Here is a 25,771-nt window from a genome sequence, read left to right as displayed (position 1 = left end):
CCTCAGTTCGTGTAGCCGCGCAGCCGGTTGTAGTCCCCGACCTGCTCGCGCGACATCAGCGCCTTCGTCTGCAGGTGCGCGACCAGATGCACCGCCCGTAGTTGTCCCTGGAGTTCGCCGATATGGGCGGCCGAGGCTTGCACCAGGGCCTCGTCGGCCGTGCCTGAGGCGAACGCGCGGTCCAGCCGGGTTTCGGCCCCGATGACCTGCTCCCCCAAAGACTGCGCGCGCTCCTTCATGGCGGCCACGATGCGCTCGAGCTGCGTGGCTTGCTGCGGCGTGAGGTTGAGGCGCTCGCGCAACTCCAGTACGTGCATCGGCCCGGGCACCCCATTGAGCTCGGCCGGCAGTGACGCCCCCATGCCTTTGCCCGCGCGCAGGTCGGCGATCTGCTCGCTCGACAGCGCCTTGATCGCACGGCTCTCCATGCCGCTGTAGCTGCTGTGGGTGTGCGATTTGGGGTTGTGTTCGGCATGCACCAGGGTCATGGCACCCGCCACGCTACCGGAAGCCACGCCGGCGACGAGCAAAGTCAGCAGGAACGAACGCATGGTGGTCTCCTTGAAGCGGATGCAGCTCATGGGGCCGCCTGAATCGAGGTCACGGTGAAGGCACCGTTGACCTTGTCGGCAGTGAACTTCACCTTGTCGCCCTGCTTCACCGCGTCGAGCAGCTTGGCATCGGCCACGCGGAAGACCATCGTCATGCCGGCCATGTCGAGGTTGGGGATCGGCGCGTGCTTGAGGGTGATCTTGCCTTGCTCCTTGTCGATCTTGCGCACCTCACCGTCCACGAGCGGTGCGGTGGTCTGGGCGAAGACGGCGGCCGACACGGCCAGGCCGGCGGCGGCGAAGAGGGATGCGAACTTCATGGGAACTCCTTTTCTGTCGCGATTCATTTGACGGTCACCTTGCCCACCATGCCGGCCTCGAAGTGACCCGGGATCAGGCAGGCGAACTGGAACTCGCCTGCTTGCGTGAACTGCCAGACGATCTCGCCGCGCTGGCCCGGCTTCACGTGGGCCATGTGCGCCTCGTCGTGTTCCATGCCGGGGTGCTTCTTCATCATCTCGGCATGCTTCTTCAGCTCATCGGGCGTGCCCAGCACCATCTCGTGCAGCACCTGGCCCTTGTTGGTGGCCACGAGCCGCACCGTCTCGCCACGCTTCACGCGGATGTGGGCCGGCGTGAAGCGCATGGTGTCGGCCATGTCGACGCGGATGGTGCGCGTGGCCTTCGCGGGGTCGCCCTGGCGGCCGAAGGGCGTGTCTTCGACCTGGCTCGCGTCGTACGCGCGGGGCTTGGCGGAGTGCGCGGCATCGCCGTGCGCGAGGGCCGCCGTCGCCACGAGCGACACGGTGGCGGCGAGGGTGAGTGGGAAGAGCTTCATCGTCATCTCCTGTTCATCAGTGATGGCCCGCGTGGCCGCCGGCGGGCTTGCGCACCTTGAGCGTGGCGTCGTCGGGCTTGGGCGCATCGGTGCGCGCAGGCGCCTGCACTTCGCCGGTGTATTCGTAGGCCACGGTCCCCTGCGGGTGCTTGTACCAACCCGGGTCCTTGTAGCTGCCGCGGGGCACGTCGTCGCGCACCTTCACCACGGTGAACATGCCGCCCATCTCCAGCGGGCCGAAGGGGCCGGTGCCGGTCATCATCGGCAGCGTGTTGTCGGGCAGCGGCATTTCCATCGAGCCCATCTCGGCCATGCCCTTGTCGCCCATGACCATGTAGTCAGGCACGAGCTTGGTGATGCGCTCGGCCACGCCCTGGTGGTCGACGCCGATCATGTTGGGCACGTCATGGCCCATCGCGTTCATCGTGTGGTGCGACTTGTGGCAGTGGATGGCCCAGTCGCCCGCCACCGCGTCGAACTCGAAGGCACGCATCTGGCCCACCGCCACGTCGGTCGTCACCTCGGGCCAGCGTGCCGACGGTGGCACCCAGCCGCCGTCGGTGCCGGTCACGACGAAGTGCGGGCCGTGCATGTGGATCGGGTGGTTGGTCATCGTGAGGTTGCCCACCCGCACGCGCACACGGTCACCGGTGCGGCACACCAGCGGGTCGATGCCGGGGAAGACGCGGCTGTTCCAGGTCCACAGGTTGAAGTCGGTCATCTCGGCCGTCTTGGGCGTGGCAGCACCCGGCTCGATGTCGTAGGCCGCGAGCAGGAAGACGAAATCGCGGTCGACACGCATCTGCCGCACGTCCTTCGGGTGGATGATGAACATGCCCATCATCCCCATCGCCATCTGCGTCATCTCGTCGGCATGCGGGTGGTACATGTGCGTGCCCGCGCGCAGGAGCGTGAACTCGTAGACGAAGGTCTTGCCCGGCGCGATGTGCGGCTGCGTGAGGCCACCCACGCCGTCCATGCCCGAGGGCAGCATCACGCCGTGCCAGTGGACGGTGGTGTGCTCGGGCAGCTTGTTGGTGACGAAGATGCGCACGCGGTCGCCCTCCACCGCCTCGATCGTCGGCCCGGGGCTCGAGCCGTTGTAACCCCACAGGTTGGCCTTCATGCCAGGTGCCATCTCGCGCACCACCGGCTCGGCGACGAGGTGGAACTCCTTGACGCCGTTGTTCATGCGCCAGGGCAGCGACCAGCCGTTGAGCGTGGCCACGGGGTTGAAGGGCCGGCCGGTCGGTGGCGCAATCGGCGGCTGCATCGTCGGTGCGCTCTGGTAGACCGCTTCGGGCAAGGAGGCGGCGCCGACGCGGCTCACCGCGCTCGCGCCCAGCGCCACGGCACCGGCCGCGCGAAAGAAATCTCTGCGATTGGACATGGTGGTTCTCTCAGTGGCCGGCCGGCTGCTCGGAGCCGGCGGCCGATGTCGTGGAGGGGGCGGCGCTCGCGCCAGGCGAGCGGCCGGTCACGGCTGTCTGCAGGTGGGTCTCGGCCACCCAGAAGTCGCGCAAGGCCTGCACGTACTCGGTGACGCTGCGCACCTGCTCGCGTGAGTCGGCCAGCAGCTCGAAGACGCCGATCAGCATGCCGTTGTAGCGAAGCAGGTTCTCTTCCGAGATGCGCTTGCGCAGCGGCACCACCTCGTCGCGGTAGTGGCGGGCCAGGTCGTAGGCGGTGCGGTAGGCGCCGTACGACTCACGCACTTCCGAGCGGGCGTTGAGCGCCACTTCGGCCGTGCGGTGCACCGCCTGCATGTAGGTCGCCTCCGCGCGCCGGGTGCGCACGTCGCCGAAGTCGAACAGCGGCACGCTCAGCTCCAGCTCGAAGCCGTTGGCCCGCGGGCTGTCGGTCTCGCTCTTGTTCTGGTAGCCGACTTCCAGCGCGTTGACGAAGCGCGTGACGCGCGTGAGCCCGAGCGACTTGGCCGTGGCATCGGTGCTGCGCTTCGCCATCAGCACGTCGAGGCGCTTGTCGAGCGCCGTCTGCTCCGCATCTTTCGGCTCCGCGGGAGCCTGGGGCAGCTCGGGCAGGCGCTCCGGCAGCGTGAAGCCGAGTTGCTCGCCCGACACCCCGAGAAGCCGCGTCAGCCGCTCGCGGTCGGCCAGGGCCTGCTGCTGCGCACGAGCCAGGCCGGCCGTCGCGTCGGCGTAGAACGACTGCTCACGCATCTGCGCCAGCTTGTTGAAGTTGCCGGCGCGCAGCATGCGCTTGGCCAGCTCGTTCGACGCGTCGGCCGCTTCCTTCACCTGGCGGAAGTAGCCCACCAGCTCCTGCGATGCTACCGCGTTGAAGTACGCGCGGCGTGTGTCCGACGCGATGCCGACAGCGTCGTACGCCGCCTGGAACTGTGCCTGTTCGAACTGGCGTTGCCGCACCTCTTTCGCGATCGGCATCGTCAGAAGGCTCAGCACGTCGAACATGATCGCGCGCTCGATCTCGACCACCCCGGCCGCCGCCATCCGCCCGAAGCTGAAGACCGGGTTGCGCAGGCGCCCCGCCTGCACGAGCTCGGCCTCGGCCACGCCGAGCTGGCTGAAGCTCGCCTGCAGTCCGCGGTTGTTGAGCAGCGCCAGCTCGACGGCGCCATCGGCGCTCAGCGGTGCCTTGAGGATCTCGGCGATGCGCGCTTTCGCGCTGTCGGCCTCCTGGGGTGAGCGTTGTGCCGTGACCGCCTGCCCGGTGCGGGCCCGGGTCAGCTCAGACACCGTGCCCATGCCGCCATCGGGCGAGAAGGAAGCGCAGCCGGTGAAGACCAGCGCGGCAGCCACCGCGGCACCGAGGCGGCCACGCCGTTGATGTGTGTGTTTCATGTGTGGAAGACATCCGAGTCGCCTGCCGCGAGCCCCATCGGGCGTTGCGCAAGCCATGCACGTGCGTCGCACGCACGTGTCCCTTCCGGCCTCTCGCGGAGGCCGTCAATGGGTCAGATGCTTCGGGGCGGGCGCTCCTGCCCGTCCGACAGGAAGGTCGGTGCAGGAGCGTCGAGGGTGGGGAAATGGGTGCCGCCCGTAGGGAGCGGCGCCGGCAGCCCCGGCAGCGCGCTCAGCAACGGGGTTGCCGAGCAGAAGGCCGAGCACATGGTGCACTTGTTGTCCTGGCTGGCGTCGCCGCCCTGCCCTTGGTCATGGCCGTGATGGGTGCCGTGCGCCTCGGCACCCCGCTCGTGATGGTGGTCGTGATGCCCGCCGTGATCGGGCGACATCAGCGGCTGCTCGATTTGCGAACCGACGCCGGCCGGCCCGCACACCATGGCCGCTGCCATCGCGCCCCGGATGGGGAGCAAGGCAACCAGAACCACCAGGAGCCAGAAACGGAGCTGCTTCACGACGACGAGGTTATCAGAGGGGCGTAAGGTCAAGGCATGACGGGCGTGAGGCCACTCTAGACCTTCCCACTGGGACAAGGTCAAGCGAAAACTTTTTGCACTCACTCGCCGAGTGGAAAAGGCGGCGCCCGCTGGACTTTCCCATCATGGCAAGGTTCACAGTGCTCCCACCCCCACTTCCTGATGGAGCTTTCCATGATTGTGTTCAACGTGAACGACATGACCTGCGGCCACTGCGTGGTTGCCGTGACAAAGGCGGTCAAGGCTGTCGAGCCTGCTGCCACTGTCTCGGTCGACCTCAGGACCAAGGTCGTGCAGATCGACGCCACTCGCGCCGACGGGCAAACCCTCAAGTCCGCCATCGCCGATGCCGGCTACACCCCGGTGGAAGCCGCCCCGGCGGCAGCGCCGTCGGCTGCGCCCGCGCGCAGCTGCTGCGGCAGCTGCCACTGAGGCCCATGCCGGCTTGATGCCGATCAAGCCGGCGTTGCATGACGCACAGGACGATGGACAACATGAACCAGCGACACGCCGCCCCGGCAGGCGCAGCCGGGCCCGCCGCGGGCACGGTCTACACCTGCCCGATGCACCCTGAGATCCGGCAGGGTCACCCCGGCAACTGCCCGAAGTGCGGCATGACGCTGGAGCCGCTGATCCCCGAAGCCACGGCGGACGACGACAACCCCGAGTTGCGCGACTTCAGCCGGCGCTTCTGGTGGAGCTTGCCGCTGACAGTGGTCGTGACGGTGCTCGCCATGGCAGGTCATCGGCTTGGCTGGATGGACCCGGCTCGACAAAGCTGGCTCGAACTCGTGCTGACCTTGCCCGTCGTGCTGTGGGCGGGCTGGCCCTTCTTCGTGCGTTGCGCCCAGTCCCTGCGGCACCGCAGCCCCAACATGTGGACGCTGATCGGCATCGGCACCGGCGCGGCGTTCGTCTACAGCGTGGTGGCCACGGTCGCACCGCAGCTCTTTCCGGCGAGCTTCGCGGCACACGGGCGCATCGGCGTCTACTTCGAAGCGGCGGCCGTCATCATTTCGCTCACCCTGCTTGGGCAGATGCTCGAGCTCCGGGCCCGTTCGCAGACCTCGGCCGCGATCAAGTCGCTGCTCGGTCTGGCGCCCAAGACCGCACGCAGGATCCGCGACGACGGCTCCGAAGAAGACGTGCCGCTGACGCACGTGCACGTCGGCGACCGTTTGCGTATCCGGCCGGGCGAGAAGGTGCCGGTCGATGGCGTGGTGCTCGAAGGCTCCAGCGCCATCGACGAGGCCATGCTGACGGGCGAGCCGGTGCCGGTCACCAAGCGGCCCGGCGACAAGGTGATCGGCGCCACGATCAACACCTCCGGCACGCTCGTCATGCGCTCCGAGAAAGTCGGCTCGCAGACGATGCTCGCGCAGATCGTCCAGATGGTCGCGCAGGCACAGCGCTCCAAGGCGCCGATGCAGCGCATGGCCGACCGGGTCGCCGGCTGGTTCGTGCTCGTGGTGGTCGGCATTGCGCTCCTGTCGTTCCTCGCCTGGGGCTTCTTCGGCGGCGAGCAGGGCTGGCAATACGGGCTCATCAATGCGGTGGCGGTGCTGATCATTGCCTGCCCCTGTGCGCTCGGCCTGGCCACGCCGATGTCCATCATGGTGGCGACGGGCCGCGCGGCGACGCAGGGCATCCTCTTCCGCGACGCCTCGGCGATCGAGAACTTCCGCAAGGTCGACACCATAATCGTCGACAAGACCGGCACGCTGACCAAGGGCAAGCCGGCCTTCGAGCGCGCCGTGGCGGTCGACGGCGCGAGCGAAGACGAGGTGCTGCACCTGGCCGCGAGCCTCGACCAGGGCAGCGAACACCCGCTGGCGCAGGCGATCGTCGAGGCGGCCCGCAGCCGCAAGCTCGCGATCGCCGAGGCGCTGGACTTCGAGTCGTCGACCGGCATCGGTGTGCGCGGACGCGTCGAAGGTCGCCGCCTGGCACTCGGCAACACGGCCCTCATGGAGCAGGACGGCGTCGACGTGTCGCCGCTGCGGTCTCAGGCGGAGCAAATGCGCGAGCGCGGCAGCAGCGTGATGTTTCTCGCTGCCGATGGAAAGCTCATCGGCCTGCTCGCCGTGTCGGACCCGATCAAGCCCAGCACCCCCGAGGCGCTGCAACGCTTGCACGACGCGGGCGTGCGTGTCGTCATGGCAACCGGCGACGGCCTCACGACCGCGCGCTCGGTGGCGCGGCAACTCGGCATCGACGAGGTGCATGGCGAGGTCAAGCCGGCCGACAAGCTCGAGCTGGTGTCACGGCTGCAGCGCGAGGGCCGCGTCGTCGGCATGGCGGGCGATGGCATCAACGATGCGCCCGCCCTGGCCAAGGCCGACGTGGGCGTGGCCATGGGCACAGGCACCGACGTGGCGATGAACAGCGCCCAGGTGACGCTCGTCAAGGGCGACCTGCGCGGCATCGCGCGGGCGCGCGAGATCTCGCAGGGCACGGTCGCCAACATGCGCCAGAACCTGGTGTTCGCCTTCGTCTACAACGCGCTCGGCGTCCCGCTGGCCGCCGGCGTGCTGTACCCGTTCACCGGCTGGCTGCTCTCGCCGATGATCGCCGCGCTGGCGATGAGCCTGTCGTCGTTCAGCGTCGTCGCGAACTCGCTCCGGTTGCGCAGGAGCGAGTGACGCGACCGTCATCGTGCGAGCGCCACGCTCACGCCATCTGCATCATCTCTTCGAAGTTCCTGGAATAGAACCGCGTGCGCGCCTCGTCCGACAGCGCCCCCATCGAGCGCTCGAAACGTCCGATGGGGTCGTTGGTGCCCTCGGGGTGCGGGTAGTCGCTGGAGAAGAGAAAGAGCTCGGGCCCCGCGTCGGCGATCATGCGGCCCACGTCTTCGCTCGGGAACGGCGTGAACTTGAGCGCACGGCGGATCTGCTCCGAAGGCTTCAGCTTGAACGACGCCAGCATCGGGTCGCTCTTGGCGAAGATGCCGTGCGCGATGTCGAGGCTGCGCAGGAACTGCGGCACCCAGCCGGCGCCGAGCTCGATCACGCCGCCGCGCAGCGTGGGGAATCGCTCGAACACCCCGTCGCTCACCATCGACGAGAGAAAAAGCTGCGGCGCCATCGGCAGCGCCACCAGGTCGCGGAAGCGCAGGTTCTCGCCGCCGCCGTGCACGTCGGGCGGGCGCGGGCGGCCGGTCTGGTCGTAGCCCTTGGGCTGGATCGACGCACCGGCGCCCACGTGCAGCATGAAGGGGATGCGTGACTCGCTGAGCTCGCGCCAGACGGGGTCGAGGTCGGGGTGGCCGGGGGCGCGCTCGCCGGCGGGCTGCGATGGGATCCAGAACGCACCGCAGCCCAGGCGGATGCCTTCGCGGATCTCGCGCAGCGCGAGCTCGGGCTCCGAGAGCGAGACCTGGCCGACCGCGATCAGGCGCTTGTCGACCTGGCAGAACTCGGCGATGCCCCGGTTGTGTGCGCGCACGCCGCCGTAGCGCACCTCCATGTCCTCATGCGACAGGTACTGACCGCCGGCGAAGGTGGAGAACACCAGCTGGCTCGCAAAGCCCAGGTCGTCGAGCGCCCGCGGCCGCTCGGCTGCGGCGATGGCGCCCAGCGCCGCCCAGCCCTTGGGCCCGGCGACGACGTTGTGGCTGATGGCGGCCGTCTTCTCGGCGTCTTTCACCCGCTCGACCTGGCGCTGGATGTGCTCGTAGGTGCTGCTGCCCGCCTTGGCCAGGTTGAGCGGCTTGAGGCGGTCACGAATGCCGGGATCGGCATAGGAGGCGACCCAGTCCGGCGTCTCCATCAGGTGGCTGTCGGCGTCGTGCATGACGCGCTGTGTCGCATAGGGCATGGCTTCTCCTGCGGCATGAAGTGGTAGTAGAGAAATTCTCTACTACACAAGCGCATGCACAAGCCGGGGAATTCCCTCCAGCCACGAGACACCTGCGCGACAAGCGGGAATGGCACTTGCCGCACCGCTTGTTGACGAAGCCCTGCCACCAGAGGAATTCAAAGATGTACCTCCGTTTGCGCAAGCGCAAGAAGCCTCTCCCCACCGACCCCAACAGCCCCGCCGCAGTCGACGCCAGCGTCGAGCCCGCCACCGGGCCGGGCGAACTGCCCTCCAGCCCGACGAGCGACTGGGTCCCCGCCGAGCCCAACCAGGAAACGCCGGGCGACAGCGCCAGCATCAGCACCCCCCGTCACCCCAACCGCGGCAAGGCCCGCGAGTCCGCCCGCGGCTCGCATCGCTGACGGTAGAAAGCGCAAAGCAGCCCCGCAATTTGCCGATGCGGGGCCAGGCGCCTGCTGCTCAGGCGCCGCCTTGCGTGGCCTTATTGCGGCGCCGGGCCCAGGCCAGCACGCCCAGGCCGGCCGCACCGAGGATCAGCGAGGCCGGCTCCGGCACGGCGGCGACCGAACCGAAGTAGAGGTTGTCGATCTCGGTCGACAGCCGCGAGCCGTAGGCGTCGTAGAAGCTCAGCGCGGCAATGCCCGAGGCCGACGAGAAGCTGATGTAGCGGTTGGCCTGGTACGGCAGGTCCTCGGCCCAGGGTGGCTCCTGGCCGCCCGCGGGGTAGGTGCCGCCCGTGCGGCCGCGGCCGACCACATTGCCGTTCGCGTCCAGCGCCGACACGTAGGACTCCGAAGCCGCGCCATACGGCGAGCTCATGTGGAAGCTCACGTGGCTGGGCAGCGAACCGCTGAAGCTCACCCGCATCTCGTGGCCGCCGAGCAGGTACTGGTTGGGATGCGGCGGCGGGTTCGACGGGTAGTAGGTCTGCATCAGGTAGCCGACGTCGAAGGTGACTCCGAGCGCGGCGTACTGGGTGTCGACGGGGTAGTCGGAAAACGAATCGATCGGCCGCCAGGGCAGCTCGTCGAAGGTGATCAACGTCGCCTGGGCCGACGCCGCCAGCAAGGCAGACGCCACCAGGGCTCCGAGGGGACGAGCGACGCGCATGGCAACTCCCGGGGTTGAGGGCGACTCAGCGCAGCAAACAGCGCTCCTCCCCCAGGGCGAGCCGCTCACGCGGCTCGGTTGTCACCTCGGCCCGGCGCCGGGCGCTAGTGCAAGGTGTAGGGCCTGAGCGCCGTCGGCGTCTGCAGGTCGGGCGAAGCCTGCATCGCCTCGCGCGCCTTACCGCGCATCTCGTCGGGTGAAAGCGCCATGCCGACCCGGTCGCTGTAGTCGCGCGGTGGCTGCGCGGTGCGCTGGGCTTCGCGCCGGGCTGTCTCGGCGGCCCACACGTCGAGCGCCGTGACGCCCATCACCGCGATCATCGCCATCGCCGTGTTGCGGCGCTTGTTGCTGTTGGAGACCAGGTCGGCCGCGAGCGTGGCCAGGTCCAGTGCGTCGCCGGCGACACGGCCCCACAGCCAGGGCTGCGGGTCCTTGGCGGTGAGCAGCCCGATGCCGGTCGCGATTTCCCGAACGCCATAGGCTTGCAGCAAGTTCTTCCCATAGTTCACGCCGGTGGCCTGCGCGGTGGCCCTGGGCGCCAGCAACTCGGCCACGCCGAGCGCGATGCTGAACCAGCCGAGACCCTTGGCCATCGCCTCGGGCGTGAGCTGCATCGCCTTGAGGCGGGCCGGGCCGCTCGAGGGTGTGTCGAACTCGGTCTGCCCGGTCATGGGCTTGTCGTTCGCCGGATCGGGGATGGAAGCATTGGTGTTCTCGCTCATCGTGTGTCTCCTTAGTGGGGCTTGAGCACGACCTTGATGCACCCATCCAGCTTGTCGCGGAAGGTCTTGTACATCTCGGGCCCTTGTTCCAGGCTGGCCGTGTGGGTGATGACGAAAGACGGGTCGACCTGGCCATCGACGATGCGTTGCAGCAGGTCGTCGGTCCAGCGGTTGACGTGGGTCTGGCCGGTGCGCACCGTGAGGCCCTTGTTCATCAGCGCGCCCATCGGGATCTTGTCGACCAGGCCGCCGTACACACCGGGAATCGACAGGATGCCCGCCGGCCGGCACACGTAGATCATCTCGCGCAGCACATGCGGCCGGTCGGTCTCGGCCATCACCGCCTGCTTGGCGCGGTCATACAGGCCGTCGATCGCACGGGTGGCATGGCTTTCCATGCCCACCGAATCGATGCATTTCTCGGGGCCCTTGCCCTTGGTGAGCTGCTGCAGGCGCTCGATCACGCTCTCTTCCTCGAAGTTGATCGTGATGGCGCCGCCCGCCTTGGCCATCGACAGGCGCTCGGGCAGGCGGTCGATCGCGATCACCTGCTTGGCCCCCAGCATCACCGCGCTGCGGATGGCGAACTGCCCCACCGGCCCGGCGCCCCACACCGCCACCGTGTCGGTGGGCTGGATGTCGCACGCGACAGCGGCCTGCCATCCGGTCGGGAAGATGTCGCCGAGGAAGAGCACCTGCTCGTCGGAGAGCCCGTCGGGGATCTTCACCGGGGCCACGTCGGCAAACGGCACACGGACGAACTCGGCCTGGCCGCCGGCATAGCCGCCCGTCAGGTGCGTGTAGCCGAAGAGCCCCGCCGTGGTGTGGCCGAAGACCTTGTCGGCGATGTCCTTGTTGCGGTTGGTCGTCTCACAGACCGAGAAGTTGCCGCGCCGGCATTGCTCGCATTCGCCGCAGCAGATGGTGAAGGGCACCACCACCTTGTCGCCGATCTTGAGCTTCTTGTTCTCGGGGCCGACCTCCATCACCTCGCCCATGAACTCGTGGCCCATGACGTCGCCTTTCTCCATGCCGGGCATGAAGCCGTTGAAGAGGTGGAGGTCCGAGCCGCAGATGGCGCAGCTCGTCATCTTGATGATGGCGTCGCGCGGGTGCTCGATCTTGGGGTCGGGCACCGTGTCGTAACGGATGTCCGTCTTGCCGTGCCAGCAAAGTGCCTTCATGTGGGTTCTCCTGCAGTCGTGTGGACTGCGCGGCAAGCCGCGTTCCCCGAAGCGCTGGTGCTTAGCCCAGGCGCCCTTCCTGCATCGCGCTGACCGTGTCGCGGATCAGGTGGCCCGAGACCGAAAACCTCGGCGGCACGTTGGGCAAGGCGTCGATGGCGAACCATTGCGCGTCTTCGATCTCGCCCTCCTGCGGCACGATGTGCCCGCCGGTCCAGCGCGCGGTGAAGGCCACCATCAGGCTGTGGGGAAAGGGCCAGCTCTGGCTGCCGTAGTAGCGCAGGTCCTCGATCGTCACGCCCACTTCTTCGGCCACTTCGCGGTGCACGCAGTCCTCGAGCGACTCGCCCGCCTCGACGAAGCCAGCCAGCGCGCTGTACATGCCCTTCGCATAGTGCGGCGAGCGCGCCAGCAGCAGCTCGCCCGGTCGCCACACGAGCGCCATCATCGCGGGGCTCACGCGCGGGTAGGCGGTGTGGCCGCACGAGGGGCAGACGCGCGAGCGTTCGCCCGGGTGCAGCTCGGTCGGCGTGCCACACACGCCGCAGTAGCGGTGGCTGCGGTCCCACTCGACCACCTGAGCCGCGCGGCCTGCCAATGCGCTCACCTCGGGCGGCAAGGCCATCATCGCCGCGCGCAGCGGCGTGGGCCGCCACCCCGGTGGCGCTTCGGGCAGCACGAGGGCCCAGCAGTCCACGGCGGCCAGGGTGCCGAGGTAGTGCCTGCCGGTGGCCAGCGGCGCGAGCAGCGCGGTGGTGAGCGGCTGCAGCGCGATGCTCTCGGCCTCGGGGATCAGGAGGTCACGCCCGACGAACGCGAAGTGCCAGGCGTGGTCGGTCAGCGGAGAAGAAGACGCGGAAGAAGGCCGGCTGGCGGGAACGAAGCTCATGCGGTGACAAGCGGTGGTCCAGGAACCCCGCATCATCGCCGGAACGTGTGACCTTTGCTCGCAGTGCAACGCAGGCCGGCGAGGCCGAGCGCGTCAGACGTGGCGCTCCATCCAGTAGCGGCGCAGCGTGGCGCGCGGGTCGTCGATCACCGTCTCGTGCTCGGTGTCGATCACGAGCGTGGAGCGGGCCGGCAGCGTGTAGCTCGGCCAGTGCGGCAGGCGGGCGTTGTTGGGGTCGCCCTTCGCGGCGAACGAGGCCCACACCGACGACATCATCTTCGCGAGGCGGCGCTGGCTGTCCATCGGGCCGTTGAGCGCACGGCGGATGTCGTGCAGGCTCGGGCCGATGTCGACGCCATGCGTCGCGCCGAAGCGGCCGCCATACGCGGGGCTGGGCGCGCGCCAGAGGTAGGTCCACACCGGCGCGCCGAGCGCCATGGCCTTGCGGTCGGCCTGCAGGTGGGCCGCGCGGCGGAAGCCCATGTCGGTGTCGAGCCGCACCTGCATCATGTAGGGGCTCGCGCTTGGGTCTTCGCCGCGGTATTCCTGGAGCAGCAGCTCGGCATCGGCACCCACGCGCTGCCTGAAGAAGGCTTCGAGGCCGGCCTGGTCGAGGTCGAAGTTGACGGTGCGGTAGCTGCGCTCGTCGAGCGTGGTGCCGATGATCATGGGCACGTGGGCCGACACCTCCGGCGCATCAGGGTCGAAGGGGTGTCGTGGCACGGGGCCGTTCTCGTGCACCACTGGCGCGAAGCTGCGCGGCGCTTCGCCACGGGCGCGGTCGCCCATCTCGAGTGTGACCTGCGCGGCCAGCAGTTGCTGCATCGGCATCTCGTGCAGCCGGGTGATGCTCGCGCGGCTCAGGCCCAGCGCCTGCAGGAAGCGCTCGGCCTGCTCGGCCGCGTGGGCGGGAGTTGCGAGCTTGAGCACCGAGCCGCTCATCACGCCGGCTCGATGGAAAAGGCCCCTCGCCTTCGGCATGGCCATGAGCGTGCTCGTCTTGGCACCGCCGCCCGACTGGCCGAACACCAGCACGCGCGACGGGTCGCCACCGAAGGATTCGACGTTCTCGCGGAGCCAGCGCAAGCCGGCCACGATGTCGAGCATGCCCATCGCGCCCGAATTCGCATAGTCGCTGCTGAGCGATGACAGGTCGAGGAAGCCGAAGGCGCCCAGCCGGTGGTTGAGCGTGACGACGACTGCATCGCCGTGCTTTGCAAGCATCGCGCCATCGCAGCCCGGTGCATTGCCCGAGCCGCCGTACCAGCCGCCGCCGTGCAGGTGCACGATGACCGGCTTGCGCGCCGTGCGCTCGAGCGTGGGCGTCCAGAGGTTGAGCACGAGGCAGTCTTCGCCCATGCCGCCACCCTGGATGTCGAAGGTGATCATGTCGGCGTAGTCGCGCAGCCGGCTCGAGGGCGCCTGCGGTGCGAACTGGCCGTAGTTGGTGGCGTCGCGCACGCCGGTCCAGGTGGGCGGCGGCTCGGGCGCGCGGAAGCGGCGCGCACGGCCGGTGTCGGCGCCGTAGCGCAGGCCCTTGAAGGCGTGCACGCCGTCGCTCGTCAAACCTCGCACCCGCCCTTGCGCCGTCTCGACCTCGGGGAACAGGTCTTCGGCGCGGATCATCCTGGGGGCTGATCGTTCGGCAGGTGCGGCAAGGCTCATTTGATGGGCTTTCTCTTCTTGGCCGCGGGCGGCGGCGCTGGGTTGGCAGGAGCGTGCTCGGCGGTCGTCTGCGCGGCCAGCACAAGCTGGACCATCGCGTCGCCCCCCAGATCGATGTGCTGGTGCATCGCCCGCGCGGCGGCAGCAGCGTCGCCATCGCGGATCGCTTGCACGATGGCGCGGTGCTCCTTGTCGGACGCCTTCATGCGGCCGGGCTTGTCCATGCTGCGCTGGCGGTAGGCGGCGAGCGTGCGGCGCACCGAGCGCACATGCTCCACCAGCACCGGGTTGCCGCTCGCCTTGTAGATGACCTCGTGCAGCACCGCGTTGGCCTTCTCGTAGCCGCGACGGTCTTGCGCCTCGGCACACGCGGAGGCCTTGGCGAGCGCGGCTTCCAGGTCCTTGCACTGCTCGCTGGTCGCGCGCCGCGCGGCCAGGCTCGCGACGATCGACTCCAGTTCCGACAGCGCCTCGAGCGTGGCCACCAGCTCGGCCGGCGTCGCCTTGCGCACATAGATGCCCGAGCGCGGCGCGATCTGCACGAGCCCCTGCGTGGCCAGCACCAGCAGCGCTTCACGCACCGGCGTGCGCGAGGTCTTGAACTGGGCGGCCAGCGCCTTCTCGTCGATGGCGCTGCCGGGCGGCCAGGCGCCGGAGAGGATCTTTTGCTCCACGGCGATGCGGATGCGGTCCTGCAGGCTCGCGCTAGCGCCAGCTGCAGATTGACGGGCCAGAATCAGGTCCATGATCTAATATATCAAACGTCACTTTATATATACAACGCACCCCCGATGAGCACGCTGCTGCGTCCTGCTGTCCTCGCCCGCCGCCATGGCGGCCCCGAAGTGCTCGAGTACACCGACATCGAGGTGGCAGACCCCGGCCCGGGCGAGTTGCGCATTGTTCAGCACGCCATCGGGCTCAACTACGCGGATGTCTACCAACGCCAGGGCGCGCACGGGCCCCACGGCACCACGCAGTTCCCGGTCGTGCTGGGCTCGCAGGGTGCGGGGGTGGTCGAGTCGGTCGGCGAGGGGGTGCAGGGTTTCCAGGTCGGCGAGGCGGTGGCCTATGTGCACCCCGGCGCCTATGCCGCCGTGCGCTGCGTGCCGGCGAGCCGCACCCTGCTGCTGCCGGCGGGCCTGACGCTGGAGACGGCGGCGGCCACGCTGCTGCGCGGCATGACGGCCGAGTACCTGCTGCACAGGCTCTACGCCGTGCAGCATGGCGACCGGGTGCTCATCCACGCGGCCGCGGGCGGCATGGGCATGATCCTCTCGTCGTGGGCGCGCGCGCTGGGCGCCGAGGTGATCGGCACCGTGGGCTCCGAAGCCAAGCGCGAGACCGCGCTGGCACACGGCTGCCACCACGTCATCGACTACCGGCGGGAGAACTTCGTCGAGCGCGTGCGCGAGATCACCCACGGCGCCGGCGTGGCGGTGGTGTACGACGCGGTGGGGAAAGACGTCTTCCTGCCCTCGCTCGACTGCCTGCAGACACGCGGCATGGCGATCAATTTCGGCACCGCCTCAGGCGACGTCGAGGCCTTCGACCTGCAGCGCCTGCACGCCAAGTCGCTCACCGTCTGCCGGCCCACGCTGCGCAGCTTCATTGCCACGCGCGAGGAATTGCAGCACTCGGCCTCGGTCTTCGCCGCGGCGGTGCGCAAGGGCGCGGTCAAGGCGGAAGTCCATCGACGCTATGCGCTGCGCGATGTGCAGCAGGCTCACCGCGAGCTGGAGAGCCGCGCGACCACGGGCGCTGCGATCCTCGCCCCATGAGCTGAAAAAGGCGTCGAAAGCTCGGTGATCCCGCGCGACAACGCCTAGGACACCGACAACATCCGCCGGATCGTCGCCACCATCTCCGCGCGCATCTTTCCCTTCTGCACCTTCTCGTCGAGCAGCGCCTGCGCCGCCACGCCGCGCAGCATGCCGAGGATCATCGCGGCCTGCGCGTCGGGGTCGATGTCACCGCGGATCTCGCCGCGCGCGATGCCGGCGCGGATCTGGTTGGCGAAGTACTTGCGCGACGTCGCGGTGAACGCGCGCATGTCTTCCAGCAGGCTGCCCCCCGCGACGATCGCCTCGGTGAGCAAGACGTTCACCGCACGCGACGCGGGGCTGCTGCCCGAGAGGTAGAGCTCCACGTTGGCGATCAAGGCATCGAGCCCGGGCTCGTGGTGCGTCTGCTGCTCGGCGTCGACGAAGCGCTGGCGCAGCGACTGCGCCACCACGCGAAGAAAGGCGTCGCGGCTGCCGTAGTGGTGCGACACCAGCCCGCGGCTGTAGCCGGCCTTCTCGCCCACTTCGCTCAGCGTCAGCCCGTTCACGCCCTTCTGGCCGATCAGTTCGATGGCGCTTTCGAGCAGGCGTTGCTCGGCGTCCTGTCTGCGTTCGAGCTGGGTGCGGCGTGGCGGCGGTGAGGCAGGCGTGCGCGGGGGCATGGGAGAGCAGGCATCTTGTTCTGATGGGCCGGGAGAATAACCGCAGCAGCCGGGAACGCTGATTGCCCGACCAGAGGCGATGCACACAGAAGATCTCCAACGAAAAGCATTCCTCGCCCTGCTGGTGGCCGTGACGGTGGCCTTCCTGTGGGTGATCTTCCCGGTGTTCGGCGCGGTGCTGTGGGCGGTGACCTTCGCCATCCTCTTCAGGCCGCTGCAGCGCAGCCTGCGTTCCAGCATGCGGCTGCCACCTGCGGTTGCCGCCGCGCTCACGACCTTGCTCGTGCTGCTCCTCGTGATCCTGCCGGCGGTGGTGGTCTCGGGCTTCGTGGTCGAAGAGGCCGCCGCGCTCGTGCAGAAGCTGCGTTCGGGCGAGATCGACCTCACCGCGCTCTACCGGCGCATGCTGGGCGCCCTGCCCTCCTGGGCGACGCGCACCCTCGAAGGCGCAGGGCTCGGCGACCTGTCCAGCCTGCAGGACAGGATCAAGCAGACCGCGGCCGACGGCTCGCAGCCCATCGCACGCCGGCTGTGGACCATGGGCCAGGGCACGCTCGACTTCGCCGTCAACTTCTTCGTGATGCTCTACCTGCTCTTCTTCCTGCTGCGCGACGGACCCGAGCTGCTCAAGCGCGTGGGCCGCGCCGTGCCGCTCGAGCCCACGGTGCAGCAGCGCCTGGCCAAGAACTTCAGCACCGTGGTGCGTTCCACGGTCAAGGGCAACGTGGTCGTCGCCTTGATCCAGGGCGCGCTCGGCGGCATAGCGCTGCTCGTGCTGGGTATTCCCGGCGCGGTGCTCTGGGCGGTGGTGATGGCCTTCCTGTCGCTGCTGCCGGCGGTGGGGGCGGCGCTGGTGTGGGGCCCCATCGCGATCTATCTGCTGTCGACCGGCCAAGTGGCGCAGGGCATCGGGCTCATCGCCTTCGGCACGCTCGTGATCGGCCTCGTCGACAACGTGCTGCGCCCCATCCTCGTCGGCAAGGAAACGCGCATGCCCGACTGGGTGGTGCTCATCTCCACCATCGGCGGCATGTCGCTCTTCGGCATCAACGGCTTCGTGATCGGGCCGGTGCTGGCTGCGCTGTTCATCGCCGTGTGGGACCTCACCACCGACGACTCGACAGCGAGGCCTCAGCCAGACCCCTGACGCGTTCCAGCGCAGCGCCAGACGGCGCGACATTGAAACCAGAATCAACACTCCTGGCGACGCACTTCCTGAAGTGCTACAACCGGCGCCACTCTCGCAAGACCTCTTGCCATGTTGGTCGGCTACTACGAAACACCGCTGGTCCTGCTCTCGGTCCTCGTGGCCATCCTGGCCTCGTACACGGCGCTGAGCCTGGCCGAGCGTGTCTCCAGTTCGCAAGGCCAGGCCGCGCGCTGGTGGATCGCCGGAGGCGCCTTCGCCATGGGCACGGGCATCTGGGCCATGCACTTCGTGGGCATGCTGGCGTTTCGACTGCCCATCCCGCTCGGCTACGACCTCGGCATCACGCTGCTGTCGTGGCTGCTGCCCATCCTCGTGTCGGCCATCGCGCTGTGGCAACTGGGCGGCGTCGCACTGTCGTGGCCGGCGCTTGCGCGGTCGGCGGTGCTGCTGGGCATCGGCATCGTCGCCATGCACTACGTCGGCATGGCCGCCATGCGCATGGAGCCGGGCATCGTCTACGACCCCATGCTCGTGGCCGCATCGTTCGCGATCGCGATCGCGGCGGCGGCCGCCGCCTTGTGGATCGGTTTCCGCCTGCGCGCCAGCGCATCGCCGCACGTGTGGATCTACCGCCTGGCCGCGGCCATCGTGATGGGCTTTGCGATCGTCGGCATGCACTACACCGGCATGGGCGCGGCCAACTTCCCCGGCAACAGCATCTGCCGCGCCGCCACCGGCCAGTTCACCCTCACGCAACTCGCCACGGTGGTCGTGGTCGCCACCGTGGCGGTGCTCGCCATCGCGCTCCTCACGACGGTGTACGACGCGCGCCTGGAGGCACGCACCGCGGTGCTCGCGCTCTCGCAGCAGACCGCCCAGGAACGCCAGCAGATGCTGGAGCGCGAGCGCGCCCTGCGCCTCGAGGCCGAGCGCCTGAGCGCATTGAAGGATGAATTCCTCGCCACGCTGTCGCACGAGCTGCGCACGCCGCTCAACGCCGTGCTCGGCTGGGCGCAGATCCTGCGCACGCGCCATGACGAGGAGCTCATCCGCAAGGGGGTCGACACCATCGAGCGCAACGCGCGCCTGCAGGCCCGCCTGATCGACGACCTGCTCGACATGAGCCGCATCGTCTCCGGCCGCGTGCGGCTCGAGCCCGAGCTGGTCGAGCCGTGGATGGTGGTCGAGGCCGCCGTGGAAGCCGTGCGCCCCGCCATGTTCTCTAAGCAGATCGAGCTCACGGCCGACCTCGACCGCCACAGCGGCCGCGTGTGGGCCGACCCGAGCCGCCTGCAGCAGGTGATGTGGAACCTGCTGTCGAACGCGTCGAAGTTCACGCCGGCGCAAGGCACGGTGCGCGTGGAGTTGCGTCGCGAGCAGGGCCAGGTGGTGGTGCGGGTGATCGACAGCGGCATCGGCATCGCCGGCGACTTCCTGCCGCATGTGTTCGAGCGCTTCCGCCAGGCCGATGCCTCCACCACGCGGCGGCACGGCGGCCTGGGCCTGGGGCTGGCCATCTGCCGCCAGCTGGTGGAGTTGCACGGCGGCACGGTCGCGGTGAGCAGCGAAGGGCTCGGCCGGGGCACGACGTTCACCGTGCGCCTGCCCCTGCCCTCGGCCACGCCGCCGCCGCGCGACGCATCACCAGCGAGCCTTGCCAGCCCGGCCGCGCGCCAGCCGGCGGTGCCGCAGGAAGACCTGACGGGCACCACCGTCCTCGTGGTGGACGACGAGCCCGATGCCCGCATCCTCGTCCAGCAACTGCTCGGCGACCGCGGCGCCCGGGTGCTGATCGCCTCCAGCGGCGCGGCTGCACTCGCGCTCCTGCCCGAGGCACGGCCCGACCTCGTCGTCAGCGACATCGGCATGCCCGAGATGGACGGCTTCGAGTTCATCCGCCGCGTGCGCGCACAGCCCGACCCCGCCATCGCCGGCGTGAAGGCCATCGCGCTCACCGCGTTCACCCGGGCCGAGGACCACCACCGCGCGCTGCGCGATGGCTTCGATGCGTTCCTGCAGAAGCCGCTGGACGCGGCGATGCTGGTGTCGCAGGTGGCCCGGCTGACGCGGCTAGCGCCGGCGTCCGAGCCGCACTGAGCCGCTCACCGCCCGGCGAGCACCTGCCGGCCGTCCGCGGGTCGGCATTTCGGTGAGATTGGTCACCATGGGCGGGCTCAATTCGCCCGTCTTTCGGCCGATACCCCCTCCAGGATGCATTGCGCGTCTCGCCCTGCACCGCGCCCATGCCCACCACCCGGTCCACCGAAGCACGCCAGGCTCCACCCCCCAGGGGTGCGGACCGGGCGCGCCGCCGGCGCCTGAAAGACAAGCTCGCCGACGTGCTGTTCGGTCCCGAAGGGCCGCAGCGCTTCAGCACCAAGGTGTCCATGACCGGGCTCATGACCTACGTGCCCTGCATGCTGCTGGTCGTCTACTGCGGCTGGGCGGGGCTCACGCCGCCGCAGTTCGTCGTCCCGGTCGTGCTGGCCATGGTGCTCACGGTCGCCGGCTTCTACGCGGCGCTGCGCAGCGGCTGGTCGAGGCGCTTCGCCGACGCCGGGCTCATCCTTCCGCAGATGCTGGCATCGATCACCTGGGATGCGATCGGCTACGTGCTCATGGGCGAGGCGCATGCGGGCATGCTGATGCCGGCGGCACTGACCGTGACCTATGGCGTGTTTGCCCTGCACGGCCGCGGCGCCTACGCCGTGCAGGCCTACGCGATCGTGCTCATCGGGGCCACGATGGCCACCATGTGCGTGGTCGATCCGGCGATGTTCCCGGTGCGCGAAGCGGTGCTGCTGTACGCCAGCTTCGTCGTCACCATCCTGATGCTCGGCTGGACGGGCCACCAGATCGCCCAGCTGCGCCAGCGCGAGCGCGAGACGCGCGCAGAGCTTGGCGCCACGCTCGAGCAGATCCAGCAGCGGGCCACGCACGACAGCCTGACCGGCCTGCACAACCGCCGCCACATGCAATCGGCACTCGCCCACCACCTGGCCCGCGCCGAGCGCGACGGCATGCCGCTCACGATCGCCCTGCTCGACATCGACCATTTCAAGCAGGTGAACGACCAGCACGGCCACGCCGCGGGCGACGCCGTGCTCGCCGCCTTTGCCCGCGTGGCCGAAGCGGCGCTGCCGCCCACCGAACTGATCGGGCGCTGGGGCGGCGAGGAGTTCCTGGTGCTCAGCACGCGCGGCCTGTCGAGTGAAGAACTCCGGGCCCAGATCGACCAGGTGCGCGCCGCCCTGCTGCAGCAGCCGATCGACGTGCCCACCGGCCGCCTGTGCATCGACTTCTCGGCCGGCGTGGCCTCGCATCAGCCGGGCACGCCGCTCCCGGCCTTGATCGACAGCGCCGACCAGGCGCTCTATGCGGCCAAGCAGGGCGGTCGCGGGCGCAGCGTCATCGCCGGCGTCCAGGCACTGCCAGCCTCCGGCCACACTCAGATCCGGAGCGTCGTCCATGCCAGCGCCTGAGCTCGTGGGTGCGACCCCGCTGCCAGCGCCCTTCCCCCAGGCGAAGGACGAGGCGTCGCCCCAGCGCTTCACCTGGCTGCTGGGCCACGAGCCCAGGATGCGGACGTACCTCAGCCGCACCATGGTCAACTGCCTGCCCTATGGGGTGGGCACGCTGGTCGCCGTCCAGTGCGCCGCGCTGGGCGTCATGTCCACCGCCCTCGCCACCGCGCTGGTGGTCAGCCGCGCGCTGTCGCTGCTGGCCATCTACCTGGCCCTGCGCAGTGGCTGGAGCCAGCGGTTCCGCGATCCGTCGCTCTCGCTCTTGCAGGTGGTGACCGCGCTCCTGTGGACGGCCACGATGTACCTGCTGAGCGGCCCGATGCACACCGCCATGCTGCCGCTCCTGGTGCTGTCGATGGCCTCGGCGACCTTCCACCTCGACGCCACGCGCGCCCGCCACATCACCTGGTTCGCGGTGCTGCTGATGACGGGCGTGATGGGCGCGGCCACGCTCATCGACAGCCAGGTCTACGCGCCCAAGGTGCAGTTCTGCCTGTGGGTGATCATGGCGAGCATCCTGCCCACGGGGCTGCTCAACAGCATGCAGCTCAAGCGGCTCAAGCACCGCCTCAGGACGCAGCGCGAGGAGCTGCGCGTCGCCTTGACGAGGCTGCACGACCTGGCCACCCACGACGAGCTCACCGGCCTGGCCAACCGCGCGCACATGGGCGAGATGCTCGAGCAGTACCTGCAGCGGCACCGCGACGGCGGCGAGATCTTCTCCATCGCCCTGCTCGACCTCGACTTCTTCAAGCGCGTGAACGACACGCACGGCCACGGCGTGGGCGACGAGGTGCTCAAGGCCTTTGCCGAGGCCATGCGCCACACGGTGCGCGAGAGCGATCTGCCCGCCCGCTGGGGCGGCGAGGAGTTCCTCATCCTGCTGCCGCAGTCGGGTGCCGAGAACGCCCGCCTCGTGCTGGAGCGGCTGCGCGAGCACTTCGGCTCGCAGGTGGTGTCGCCAAGCGTGCCGTCGCTGCGCGCATCGTTCTCCGCCGGCATCGTGAGCCCCGCGCCGGGCGAAACGCTTGCGATGGCGCTGGCGCGCGCCGACCAGGCACTCTATGCGGCCAAGACCGCGGGGCGCGACCGCTGCTGCCTCGGCTGAGGCTCGTGGTCGGGCCGAGAGAGGTCGACGTCAGCTCGCGTTGCGGCGAACCATCGACCGCACGCGCCGCGCGTGAACGTAGGAGCGCAGGCCCGTCAGGCAGGGCGGCGAACTGGCCTGGCGGCACCACGCGGTGAAGTCGTCGAGGTCGAGCGTCCAGCAGTCCGGATCTTCGCCACGCTTCTGTGCCGCCGCGGCGGCACGGATCTGGAGCTTGTTCCAGTCGGTCCAGCTGGGAAAAGCCGCGTCGCGGGCGCACAGCACCGCGAGCCTGTCGTAGTCGGCTCGGTCGATGAGAAGCCCGGCAAGGAGGTTCGTGGGAAGGCGTTTCATGGGCGGCGAAAGGCGTTGCACGGAGCGTAGCAGGACTGTGCTTTTTGCACATTTGCCGTGAGGCGCACGTGGGATTGGGCATACCCCTGAATGTGCAGGTCGCGCACTCCTGCTACCGTCCGCCACTTCACTGTTTTCCCGCGCGCTTTGTCTGCCGACAGTCGTACCCCACCCGGCACACAGTCCTCCTCGTCAACGCAGTCCGCTCTCCTGGACGCTTGTCGCGCTGTTCTGACTCCGCTCGCCAGGCTCGCCATCGCGCGAGGCCTGCACCATTCCGACCTCGACGAGCTTCTTCGCGCGGCCTTCGTCGAAGCAGCACTCGACGCACACCCCGACGTCACGCCGCACCGCGCCGTGAGCCGCGTCAGCACGACCACCGGCCTGCATCGCCGCGAGGTCAACCGGCTCCTCCAGCGTGAGCCTGTCACCGGCGCCAAGCCCACCGCAGCCACACAGCTCTTCACGCGTTGGCTCAGCGATCCGGCGTGGCGCAAGCACGCCTCGCTTCCGCGCCTGGGCGCACAGAACAGCTTCGAGGCGCTCGCCCAGTCGGTGACGAAAGACGTGCACCCGCGCAGCCTGCTGGAAGAGCTGTGCCGCCTGGGCCTCGCGCGCATCGATGAAGCGAGCGACCGTGTCGAGCTGATCAAGGAGCGCTTCGCGCCCGCCGGCGACGAGCCTCGGATGCTCGGTTTCGTGGCCAGCAACGTGGGCGACCATCTGCGAGCCGCGGTGACCAACGTGCTCGCCGACACGCCACCGCATCTCGAGCAGGCGGTGTTCGCAGACGGCCTGTCGCCCGATTCACTGCAGGAGCTGCAACCCTTGATCCGCGAGCAGTGGCAGCACCTGCTGCGCACGCTCGCGCCCATGTTGCAGAACGCCATCGACAAGGACGCGGCGGAGGGCCGCGCACAAGACCAGCGGGTGCGTGTCGGCTTGTATGCCTTTCACGCGCCGATGACCGAATCGTCACGAGCAGACGTTGGCTCAGGGGAGGACCACCATAAAGCGCCGCGGCGCGCAGCCCGGAAAACGGGTTCGAAGGAGACGAAATGAGGCACTGGCCTTTGCCGCAACCCTGGTCCACCGTGGCGCTGTCACTCGCCACGTCGCTCTGCCTCTTGTTGACGGCCGCACTGCCCGGGTGTGGTGGCGTCGACAGCGGAGGCACCGGCCAGACGGTCGAGAACCCCACGGCGTCTGCCGGTCCCATCACGGGCTTCGGCTCCATCATCGTCAACGGCATCCGCTACGACGAGAGCCGGGCGAGCATCGTCGACGACGATGGCGTCACCCACCCGCCGAGCGATCTGCGCCTGGGCATGGTCGTCGAGGTGCAAGGCAGCGTGCGTGGAGGCACGACCGAGGGCACCGCCAGCCGCATCCAGTTCGGCCAGGAAATCAGCGGGCCGGTCAACTCGGTCAACGTGTCGGGCTCGAGCCTGGTGGTGCTGGGGCAGACGGTGCAGGTCGACGACGGCACGCTCTTCGGCGGCTTCGGCGGCGGGCTGTCGACCGTGGCACCTGGGCAACTGGCCGACGTCTATGGGTTCCAGGACCCGGTGTCCGGCAGCTACACCGCGACCCGCATCGAACGCCGGGCCTCGCTGACGCGCTACGTGCTTCGGGGAACGCTGGGCAACCTCGCCGGGCCACCGGTGCGCAATTTCTCGATCGGCACGGCGACGATCGACTACAGCACGGTCGCGCCGCAGGCGTTGCCGACGCTGTCGAACGGGCTGCGGGTGCGGGTCACCCTGAACACCACGCCGGTGTCGGGCCGCTGGGTCGCCACGAGCGTGCGGACGTCGCAGTACAGCTTCCCCGACAACAGCGAAGCCAAGGTCGAGGGTTTCGTCAGCAGCTTCACCAGCCGCTCGGACTTCCTGGTCGCCGGTGTGCGGGTCGATGCGAGCGCGCCCGGCCTGATCGTCCGTCACGGGACCGTGGCCGACCTGGCCAACGGCGTGCGGGTGAGGATCGAAGGCGAGATGCGCGCCGGCGTGCTGGTGGCCGACGTCCTCGATTTCAAGCGCGGCAGGCGGGAAGAATTCGAGCTGCACGGTCCCGTCGAAACGCTGAGCGTCGGCAGCCAGACGCTGGTGTTGCGTGGCATGACGGTGCGTTGGGACGGCGACACCCGGTTCACGGGCGGTCGGGTGAGCGACCTGGCCGAGGGTGTGCGGGTCGAAGTGAGAGGCTCGGCCGCGGGAACGCAGGTGCTGGCCGAATCGATCCGCTTCGAGCGTCCTTAGCCTCTGTGCCGAGCGAGTCTCAGGGGCCCCAAAAACGTTGAGTCCATTGAGACTACAAAGGCCCGTCTGCTGAAGCCGTGAGGGTCATGAGGATGTCGGTGTACCAGGAGACGTTGAGGCCGAGGTACTCGTCTACTTCGCGGTCTCGGTTGCCCATGTCCATGCGAGACGAGTGAACGCCAAGCAATTTCCAGCGCAGCGGCGGCGTTCCACTCAAGCCGTCTCTCTGTAAGCTCATCACCACGGGTGCACCACTCGTTCCGCTGTGCGTCCGTGCGTCCGTCAGAAAGAAGCCTTTGCCCTGGAAGCGCAGTCCCCAAGGTGACGCCAGTGTGGCTGCACGTGTCACCGGGAGGTGGTGCGTTGCGTCGTGAAAGCCGAGTGGAAAGCCTGGGATCACCAAAGCTTGCCCGAGTGGAATCTCGTCGTCTTCGCCGGCCAGGTCATGGGGTGTGAAGGCAGGAACGACAGTGCCCGCTGGGAGCTTGCCTTCCTCAATCTCGATTGCCGCGACGTCAACCTCCCCACCTTGGTCGACCCCTTGACGCCAGGTGGCTCGCCTATGGTCATACAGAAGCATCGACCAGCCGGTCGATCGCGCGGCGTTGTCGGCATCGACATGCAACTCGATCTCGATCCGGTCCGGGCGATGTTGGCGCAACTCATCAAGAAAAACGTGACGGCTGGTCACCAGGAACAGCTTCTTTGCGCGGCGAAAGAAGAAACCGCTGGCGTTTGTGAGACTTCGCGTGCCGGTGAACGTGGAGACGCGCGTGGTGGCAAACAGCAGTGGGTCGATCAAGGTCATGT

General features: G+C 68.8%; 26 protein-coding genes. 10 read left to right on the top strand and 16 right to left on the bottom strand.

Translation table 11 applies throughout. The annotated features are described in order from the left end of the window. Positions 1-2 precede the first annotated feature (2 nt). From JI745_RS02210 to JI745_RS02185, 6 genes are all read right to left on the bottom strand, one after another. Entirely contained in the window at positions 3-551 is a 549-nt protein-coding gene (locus JI745_RS02210) for a Spy/CpxP family protein refolding chaperone (RefSeq protein WP_201803409.1), read from the bottom strand. Between the two features lie 26 nt (positions 552-577). Then, a complete protein-coding gene (locus tag JI745_RS02205) occupies positions 578-871 on the bottom strand; it encodes a copper-binding protein (protein ID WP_201803407.1) in 294 nt (97 codons plus the stop codon). 23 nt (positions 872-894) lie between these two features. Continuing rightward, positions 895-1,389, bottom strand: coding sequence for a plastocyanin/azurin family copper-binding protein (locus JI745_RS02200; protein WP_201803405.1), 495 nt, complete (start codon positions 1,387-1,389; stop codon positions 895-897). Between the two features lie 16 nt (positions 1,390-1,405). Further along, positions 1,406-2,779, bottom strand: a complete 1,374-nt coding sequence (locus JI745_RS02195; protein ID WP_201803403.1) for a multicopper oxidase family protein — start codon at positions 2,777-2,779, stop codon at positions 1,406-1,408. Between the two features lie 10 nt (positions 2,780-2,789). Continuing rightward, positions 2,790-4,211: a TolC family protein gene (locus JI745_RS02190; protein WP_201803402.1), complete on the bottom strand. Its 1,422-nt coding sequence runs from the start codon at positions 4,209-4,211 to the stop codon at positions 2,790-2,792. 113 nt (positions 4,212-4,324) lie between these two features. Next, a complete protein-coding gene (locus JI745_RS02185; protein WP_201803400.1) occupies positions 4,325-4,726 on the bottom strand; it encodes a hypothetical protein in 402 nt (133 codons plus the stop codon). Between the two features lie 195 nt (positions 4,727-4,921). On the opposite strand from JI745_RS02185, the gene JI745_RS02180 reads away from it, so the two are divergent. Then, positions 4,922-5,179 (top strand): heavy-metal-associated domain-containing protein, encoded by a 258-nt coding sequence (locus JI745_RS02180; protein WP_201803398.1) that lies wholly within the window; start codon positions 4,922-4,924, stop codon positions 5,177-5,179. Between the two features lie 62 nt (positions 5,180-5,241). Then, positions 5,242-7,389, top strand: a complete 2,148-nt coding sequence (locus tag JI745_RS02175; RefSeq protein ID WP_255545468.1) for a copper-translocating P-type ATPase — start codon at positions 5,242-5,244, stop codon at positions 7,387-7,389. A 28-nt stretch (positions 7,390-7,417) separates the two neighbouring features. On the opposite strand, the gene JI745_RS02170 is transcribed toward JI745_RS02175, so the two are convergent. Further along, entirely contained in the window at positions 7,418-8,566 is a 1,149-nt protein-coding gene (locus JI745_RS02170) for an amidohydrolase family protein (protein WP_201803397.1), read from the bottom strand. A gap of 164 nt (positions 8,567-8,730) precedes the next feature. Here JI745_RS02170 and JI745_RS02165 point away from each other — a divergent pair, with 164 nt between their 5' ends. Beyond that, positions 8,731-8,970: a hypothetical protein gene (locus JI745_RS02165; RefSeq protein WP_201803395.1), complete on the top strand. Its 240-nt coding sequence runs from the start codon at positions 8,731-8,733 to the stop codon at positions 8,968-8,970. A gap of 58 nt (positions 8,971-9,028) precedes the next feature. Here JI745_RS02165 and JI745_RS02160 read toward each other — a convergent pair whose 3' ends face one another. The 6 genes from JI745_RS02160 to JI745_RS02135 form a co-directional block, all read right to left on the bottom strand. Next, positions 9,029-9,679: a PEP-CTERM sorting domain-containing protein gene (locus JI745_RS02160; RefSeq protein WP_201803393.1), complete on the bottom strand. Its 651-nt coding sequence runs from the start codon at positions 9,677-9,679 to the stop codon at positions 9,029-9,031. A gap of 104 nt (positions 9,680-9,783) precedes the next feature. Then, the gene (locus tag JI745_RS02155; protein WP_201803392.1) at positions 9,784-10,401 is read right to left on the bottom strand and encodes a hypothetical protein; all 618 of its coding nucleotides are present in this window, start codon (positions 10,399-10,401) and stop codon (positions 9,784-9,786) included. An 11-nt stretch (positions 10,402-10,412) separates the two neighbouring features. Next, complete coding sequence (locus tag JI745_RS02150; RefSeq protein WP_201803390.1) at positions 10,413-11,585, bottom strand: zinc-dependent alcohol dehydrogenase; 1,173 nt, start codon at positions 11,583-11,585, stop codon at positions 10,413-10,415. Positions 11,586-11,646: 61 nt separating this feature from the next. Beyond that, on the bottom strand, positions 11,647-12,474 hold the full coding sequence (gene nudC, locus JI745_RS02145) for an NAD(+) diphosphatase (protein ID WP_201803389.1): 828 nt from the start codon (positions 12,472-12,474) through the stop codon (positions 11,647-11,649). 93 nt (positions 12,475-12,567) lie between these two features. After that, positions 12,568-14,139 (bottom strand): carboxylesterase/lipase family protein, encoded by a 1,572-nt coding sequence (locus JI745_RS02140; RefSeq protein WP_201803387.1) that lies wholly within the window; start codon positions 14,137-14,139, stop codon positions 12,568-12,570. Next, complete coding sequence (locus JI745_RS02135) at positions 14,136-14,885, bottom strand: GntR family transcriptional regulator (RefSeq protein ID WP_201803385.1); 750 nt, start codon at positions 14,883-14,885, stop codon at positions 14,136-14,138. Before JI745_RS02135 ends, JI745_RS02140 begins: the two co-directional genes overlap by 4 nt. Before the next feature lie 45 nt (positions 14,886-14,930). Between JI745_RS02135 and JI745_RS02130 the strand changes: the two genes are divergently transcribed. Then, positions 14,931-15,920, top strand: coding sequence for a quinone oxidoreductase (locus JI745_RS02130; protein WP_201803383.1), 990 nt, complete (start codon positions 14,931-14,933; stop codon positions 15,918-15,920). A gap of 44 nt (positions 15,921-15,964) precedes the next feature. Here JI745_RS02130 and JI745_RS02125 read toward each other — a convergent pair whose 3' ends face one another. Continuing rightward, complete coding sequence (locus JI745_RS02125; protein WP_201803381.1) at positions 15,965-16,585, bottom strand: TetR/AcrR family transcriptional regulator; 621 nt, start codon at positions 16,583-16,585, stop codon at positions 15,965-15,967. 79 nt (positions 16,586-16,664) lie between these two features. Between JI745_RS02125 and JI745_RS02120 the strand changes: the two genes are divergently transcribed. The 4 genes from JI745_RS02120 to JI745_RS02105 all read left to right on the top strand — a co-directional run bounded on the left by JI745_RS02120 (position 16,665) and on the right by JI745_RS02105 (position 22,367). After that, the gene (locus JI745_RS02120) at positions 16,665-17,732 is read left to right on the top strand and encodes an AI-2E family transporter (RefSeq protein WP_201803380.1); all 1,068 of its coding nucleotides are present in this window, start codon (positions 16,665-16,667) and stop codon (positions 17,730-17,732) included. A 111-nt stretch (positions 17,733-17,843) separates the two neighbouring features. Continuing rightward, on the top strand, positions 17,844-19,832 hold the full coding sequence (locus JI745_RS02115) for an MHYT domain-containing protein (RefSeq protein WP_201803378.1): 1,989 nt from the start codon (positions 17,844-17,846) through the stop codon (positions 19,830-19,832). Between the two features lie 146 nt (positions 19,833-19,978). Further along, complete coding sequence (locus tag JI745_RS02110) at positions 19,979-21,217, top strand: GGDEF domain-containing protein (RefSeq protein WP_201803377.1); 1,239 nt, start codon at positions 19,979-19,981, stop codon at positions 21,215-21,217. Then, a complete protein-coding gene (locus JI745_RS02105; RefSeq protein ID WP_201803375.1) occupies positions 21,204-22,367 on the top strand; it encodes a GGDEF domain-containing protein in 1,164 nt (387 codons plus the stop codon). The genes JI745_RS02110 and JI745_RS02105 overlap by 14 nt, the downstream gene beginning before the upstream one ends. A 30-nt stretch (positions 22,368-22,397) precedes the next feature. Here the strand turns inward: JI745_RS02105 and JI745_RS02100 are convergent, their stop codons facing one another. Next, on the bottom strand, positions 22,398-22,700 hold the full coding sequence (locus tag JI745_RS02100) for a hypothetical protein (RefSeq protein ID WP_201803374.1): 303 nt from the start codon (positions 22,698-22,700) through the stop codon (positions 22,398-22,400). Positions 22,701-22,790: 90 nt separating this feature from the next. Here JI745_RS02100 and JI745_RS02095 point away from each other — a divergent pair, with 90 nt between their 5' ends. Beyond that, positions 22,791-23,762 carry a DUF6502 family protein gene (locus JI745_RS02095; protein ID WP_201803372.1) on the top strand — a complete coding sequence of 324 codons (972 nt, stop codon included), beginning with the start codon at positions 22,791-22,793 and terminating at the stop codon, positions 23,760-23,762. After that, positions 23,759-24,961, top strand: a complete 1,203-nt coding sequence (locus JI745_RS02090) for a DUF5666 domain-containing protein (RefSeq protein WP_201803371.1) — start codon at positions 23,759-23,761, stop codon at positions 24,959-24,961. Before JI745_RS02095 ends, JI745_RS02090 begins: the two co-directional genes overlap by 4 nt. Positions 24,962-25,013: 52 nt before the next feature. On the opposite strand, the gene JI745_RS02085 is transcribed toward JI745_RS02090, so the two are convergent. Continuing rightward, complete coding sequence (locus tag JI745_RS02085; RefSeq protein WP_201803369.1) at positions 25,014-25,769, bottom strand: trypsin-like peptidase domain-containing protein; 756 nt, start codon at positions 25,767-25,769, stop codon at positions 25,014-25,016. Between the last annotated feature and the right edge of the window lie 2 nt (positions 25,770-25,771).

The organism is Piscinibacter sp. HJYY11 (genome assembly GCF_016735515.1).
Classification (GTDB): Bacteria; Pseudomonadota; Gammaproteobacteria; order Burkholderiales; family Burkholderiaceae_C; genus Rhizobacter.
This window is presented reverse-complemented; position numbering and strand designations above follow the sequence as displayed.

Bases quoted from the DNA above. Each gene is read 5' to 3' on its own strand.
- JI745_RS02165 (WP_201803395.1), top strand. From the start codon at position 8,731: ATGTACCTCCGTTTGCGCAAGCGCAAGAAGCCTCTCCCCACCGACCCC.
- JI745_RS02200 (WP_201803405.1), bottom strand. From the start codon at position 1,389: ATGAAGCTCTTCCCACTCACCCTCGCCGCCACCGTGTCGCTCGTGGCG.
- JI745_RS02155 (WP_201803392.1), bottom strand. From the start codon at position 10,401: ATGAGCGAGAACACCAATGCTTCCATCCCCGATCCGGCGAACGACAAG.
- JI745_RS02095 (WP_201803372.1), top strand. From the start codon at position 22,791: ATGTGCAGGTCGCGCACTCCTGCTACCGTCCGCCACTTCACTGTTTTC.
- JI745_RS02110 (WP_201803377.1), top strand. From the start codon at position 19,979: ATGCCCACCACCCGGTCCACCGAAGCACGCCAGGCTCCACCCCCCAGG.
- JI745_RS02205 (WP_201803407.1), bottom strand. From the start codon at position 871: ATGAAGTTCGCATCCCTCTTCGCCGCCGCCGGCCTGGCCGTGTCGGCC.
- JI745_RS02195 (WP_201803403.1), bottom strand. From the start codon at position 2,779: ATGTCCAATCGCAGAGATTTCTTTCGCGCGGCCGGTGCCGTGGCGCTG.
- JI745_RS02180 (WP_201803398.1), top strand. From the start codon at position 4,922: ATGATTGTGTTCAACGTGAACGACATGACCTGCGGCCACTGCGTGGTT.
- JI745_RS02150 (WP_201803390.1), bottom strand. From the start codon at position 11,585: ATGAAGGCACTTTGCTGGCACGGCAAGACGGACATCCGTTACGACACG.
- JI745_RS02120 (WP_201803380.1), top strand. From the start codon at position 16,665: ATGCACACAGAAGATCTCCAACGAAAAGCATTCCTCGCCCTGCTGGTG.
- JI745_RS02160 (WP_201803393.1), bottom strand. From the start codon at position 9,679: ATGCGCGTCGCTCGTCCCCTCGGAGCCCTGGTGGCGTCTGCCTTGCTG.
- nudC (WP_201803389.1), bottom strand. From the start codon at position 12,474: ATGAGCTTCGTTCCCGCCAGCCGGCCTTCTTCCGCGTCTTCTTCTCCG.
- JI745_RS02175 (WP_255545468.1), top strand. From the start codon at position 5,242: ATGAACCAGCGACACGCCGCCCCGGCAGGCGCAGCCGGGCCCGCCGCG.
- JI745_RS02115 (WP_201803378.1), top strand. From the start codon at position 17,844: ATGTTGGTCGGCTACTACGAAACACCGCTGGTCCTGCTCTCGGTCCTC.
- JI745_RS02100 (WP_201803374.1), bottom strand. From the start codon at position 22,700: ATGAAACGCCTTCCCACGAACCTCCTTGCCGGGCTTCTCATCGACCGA.
- JI745_RS02125 (WP_201803381.1), bottom strand. From the start codon at position 16,585: ATGCCCCCGCGCACGCCTGCCTCACCGCCGCCACGCCGCACCCAGCTC.
- JI745_RS02210 (WP_201803409.1), bottom strand. From the start codon at position 551: ATGCGTTCGTTCCTGCTGACTTTGCTCGTCGCCGGCGTGGCTTCCGGT.
- JI745_RS02105 (WP_201803375.1), top strand. From the start codon at position 21,204: ATGCCAGCGCCTGAGCTCGTGGGTGCGACCCCGCTGCCAGCGCCCTTC.
- JI745_RS02190 (WP_201803402.1), bottom strand. From the start codon at position 4,211: ATGAAACACACACATCAACGGCGTGGCCGCCTCGGTGCCGCGGTGGCT.
- JI745_RS02090 (WP_201803371.1), top strand. From the start codon at position 23,759: ATGAGGCACTGGCCTTTGCCGCAACCCTGGTCCACCGTGGCGCTGTCA.
- JI745_RS02170 (WP_201803397.1), bottom strand. From the start codon at position 8,566: ATGCCCTATGCGACACAGCGCGTCATGCACGACGCCGACAGCCACCTG.
- JI745_RS02140 (WP_201803387.1), bottom strand. From the start codon at position 14,139: ATGAGCCTTGCCGCACCTGCCGAACGATCAGCCCCCAGGATGATCCGC.
- JI745_RS02130 (WP_201803383.1), top strand. From the start codon at position 14,931: ATGAGCACGCTGCTGCGTCCTGCTGTCCTCGCCCGCCGCCATGGCGGC.
- JI745_RS02085 (WP_201803369.1), bottom strand. From the start codon at position 25,769: ATGACCTTGATCGACCCACTGCTGTTTGCCACCACGCGCGTCTCCACG.
- JI745_RS02135 (WP_201803385.1), bottom strand. From the start codon at position 14,885: ATGGACCTGATTCTGGCCCGTCAATCTGCAGCTGGCGCTAGCGCGAGC.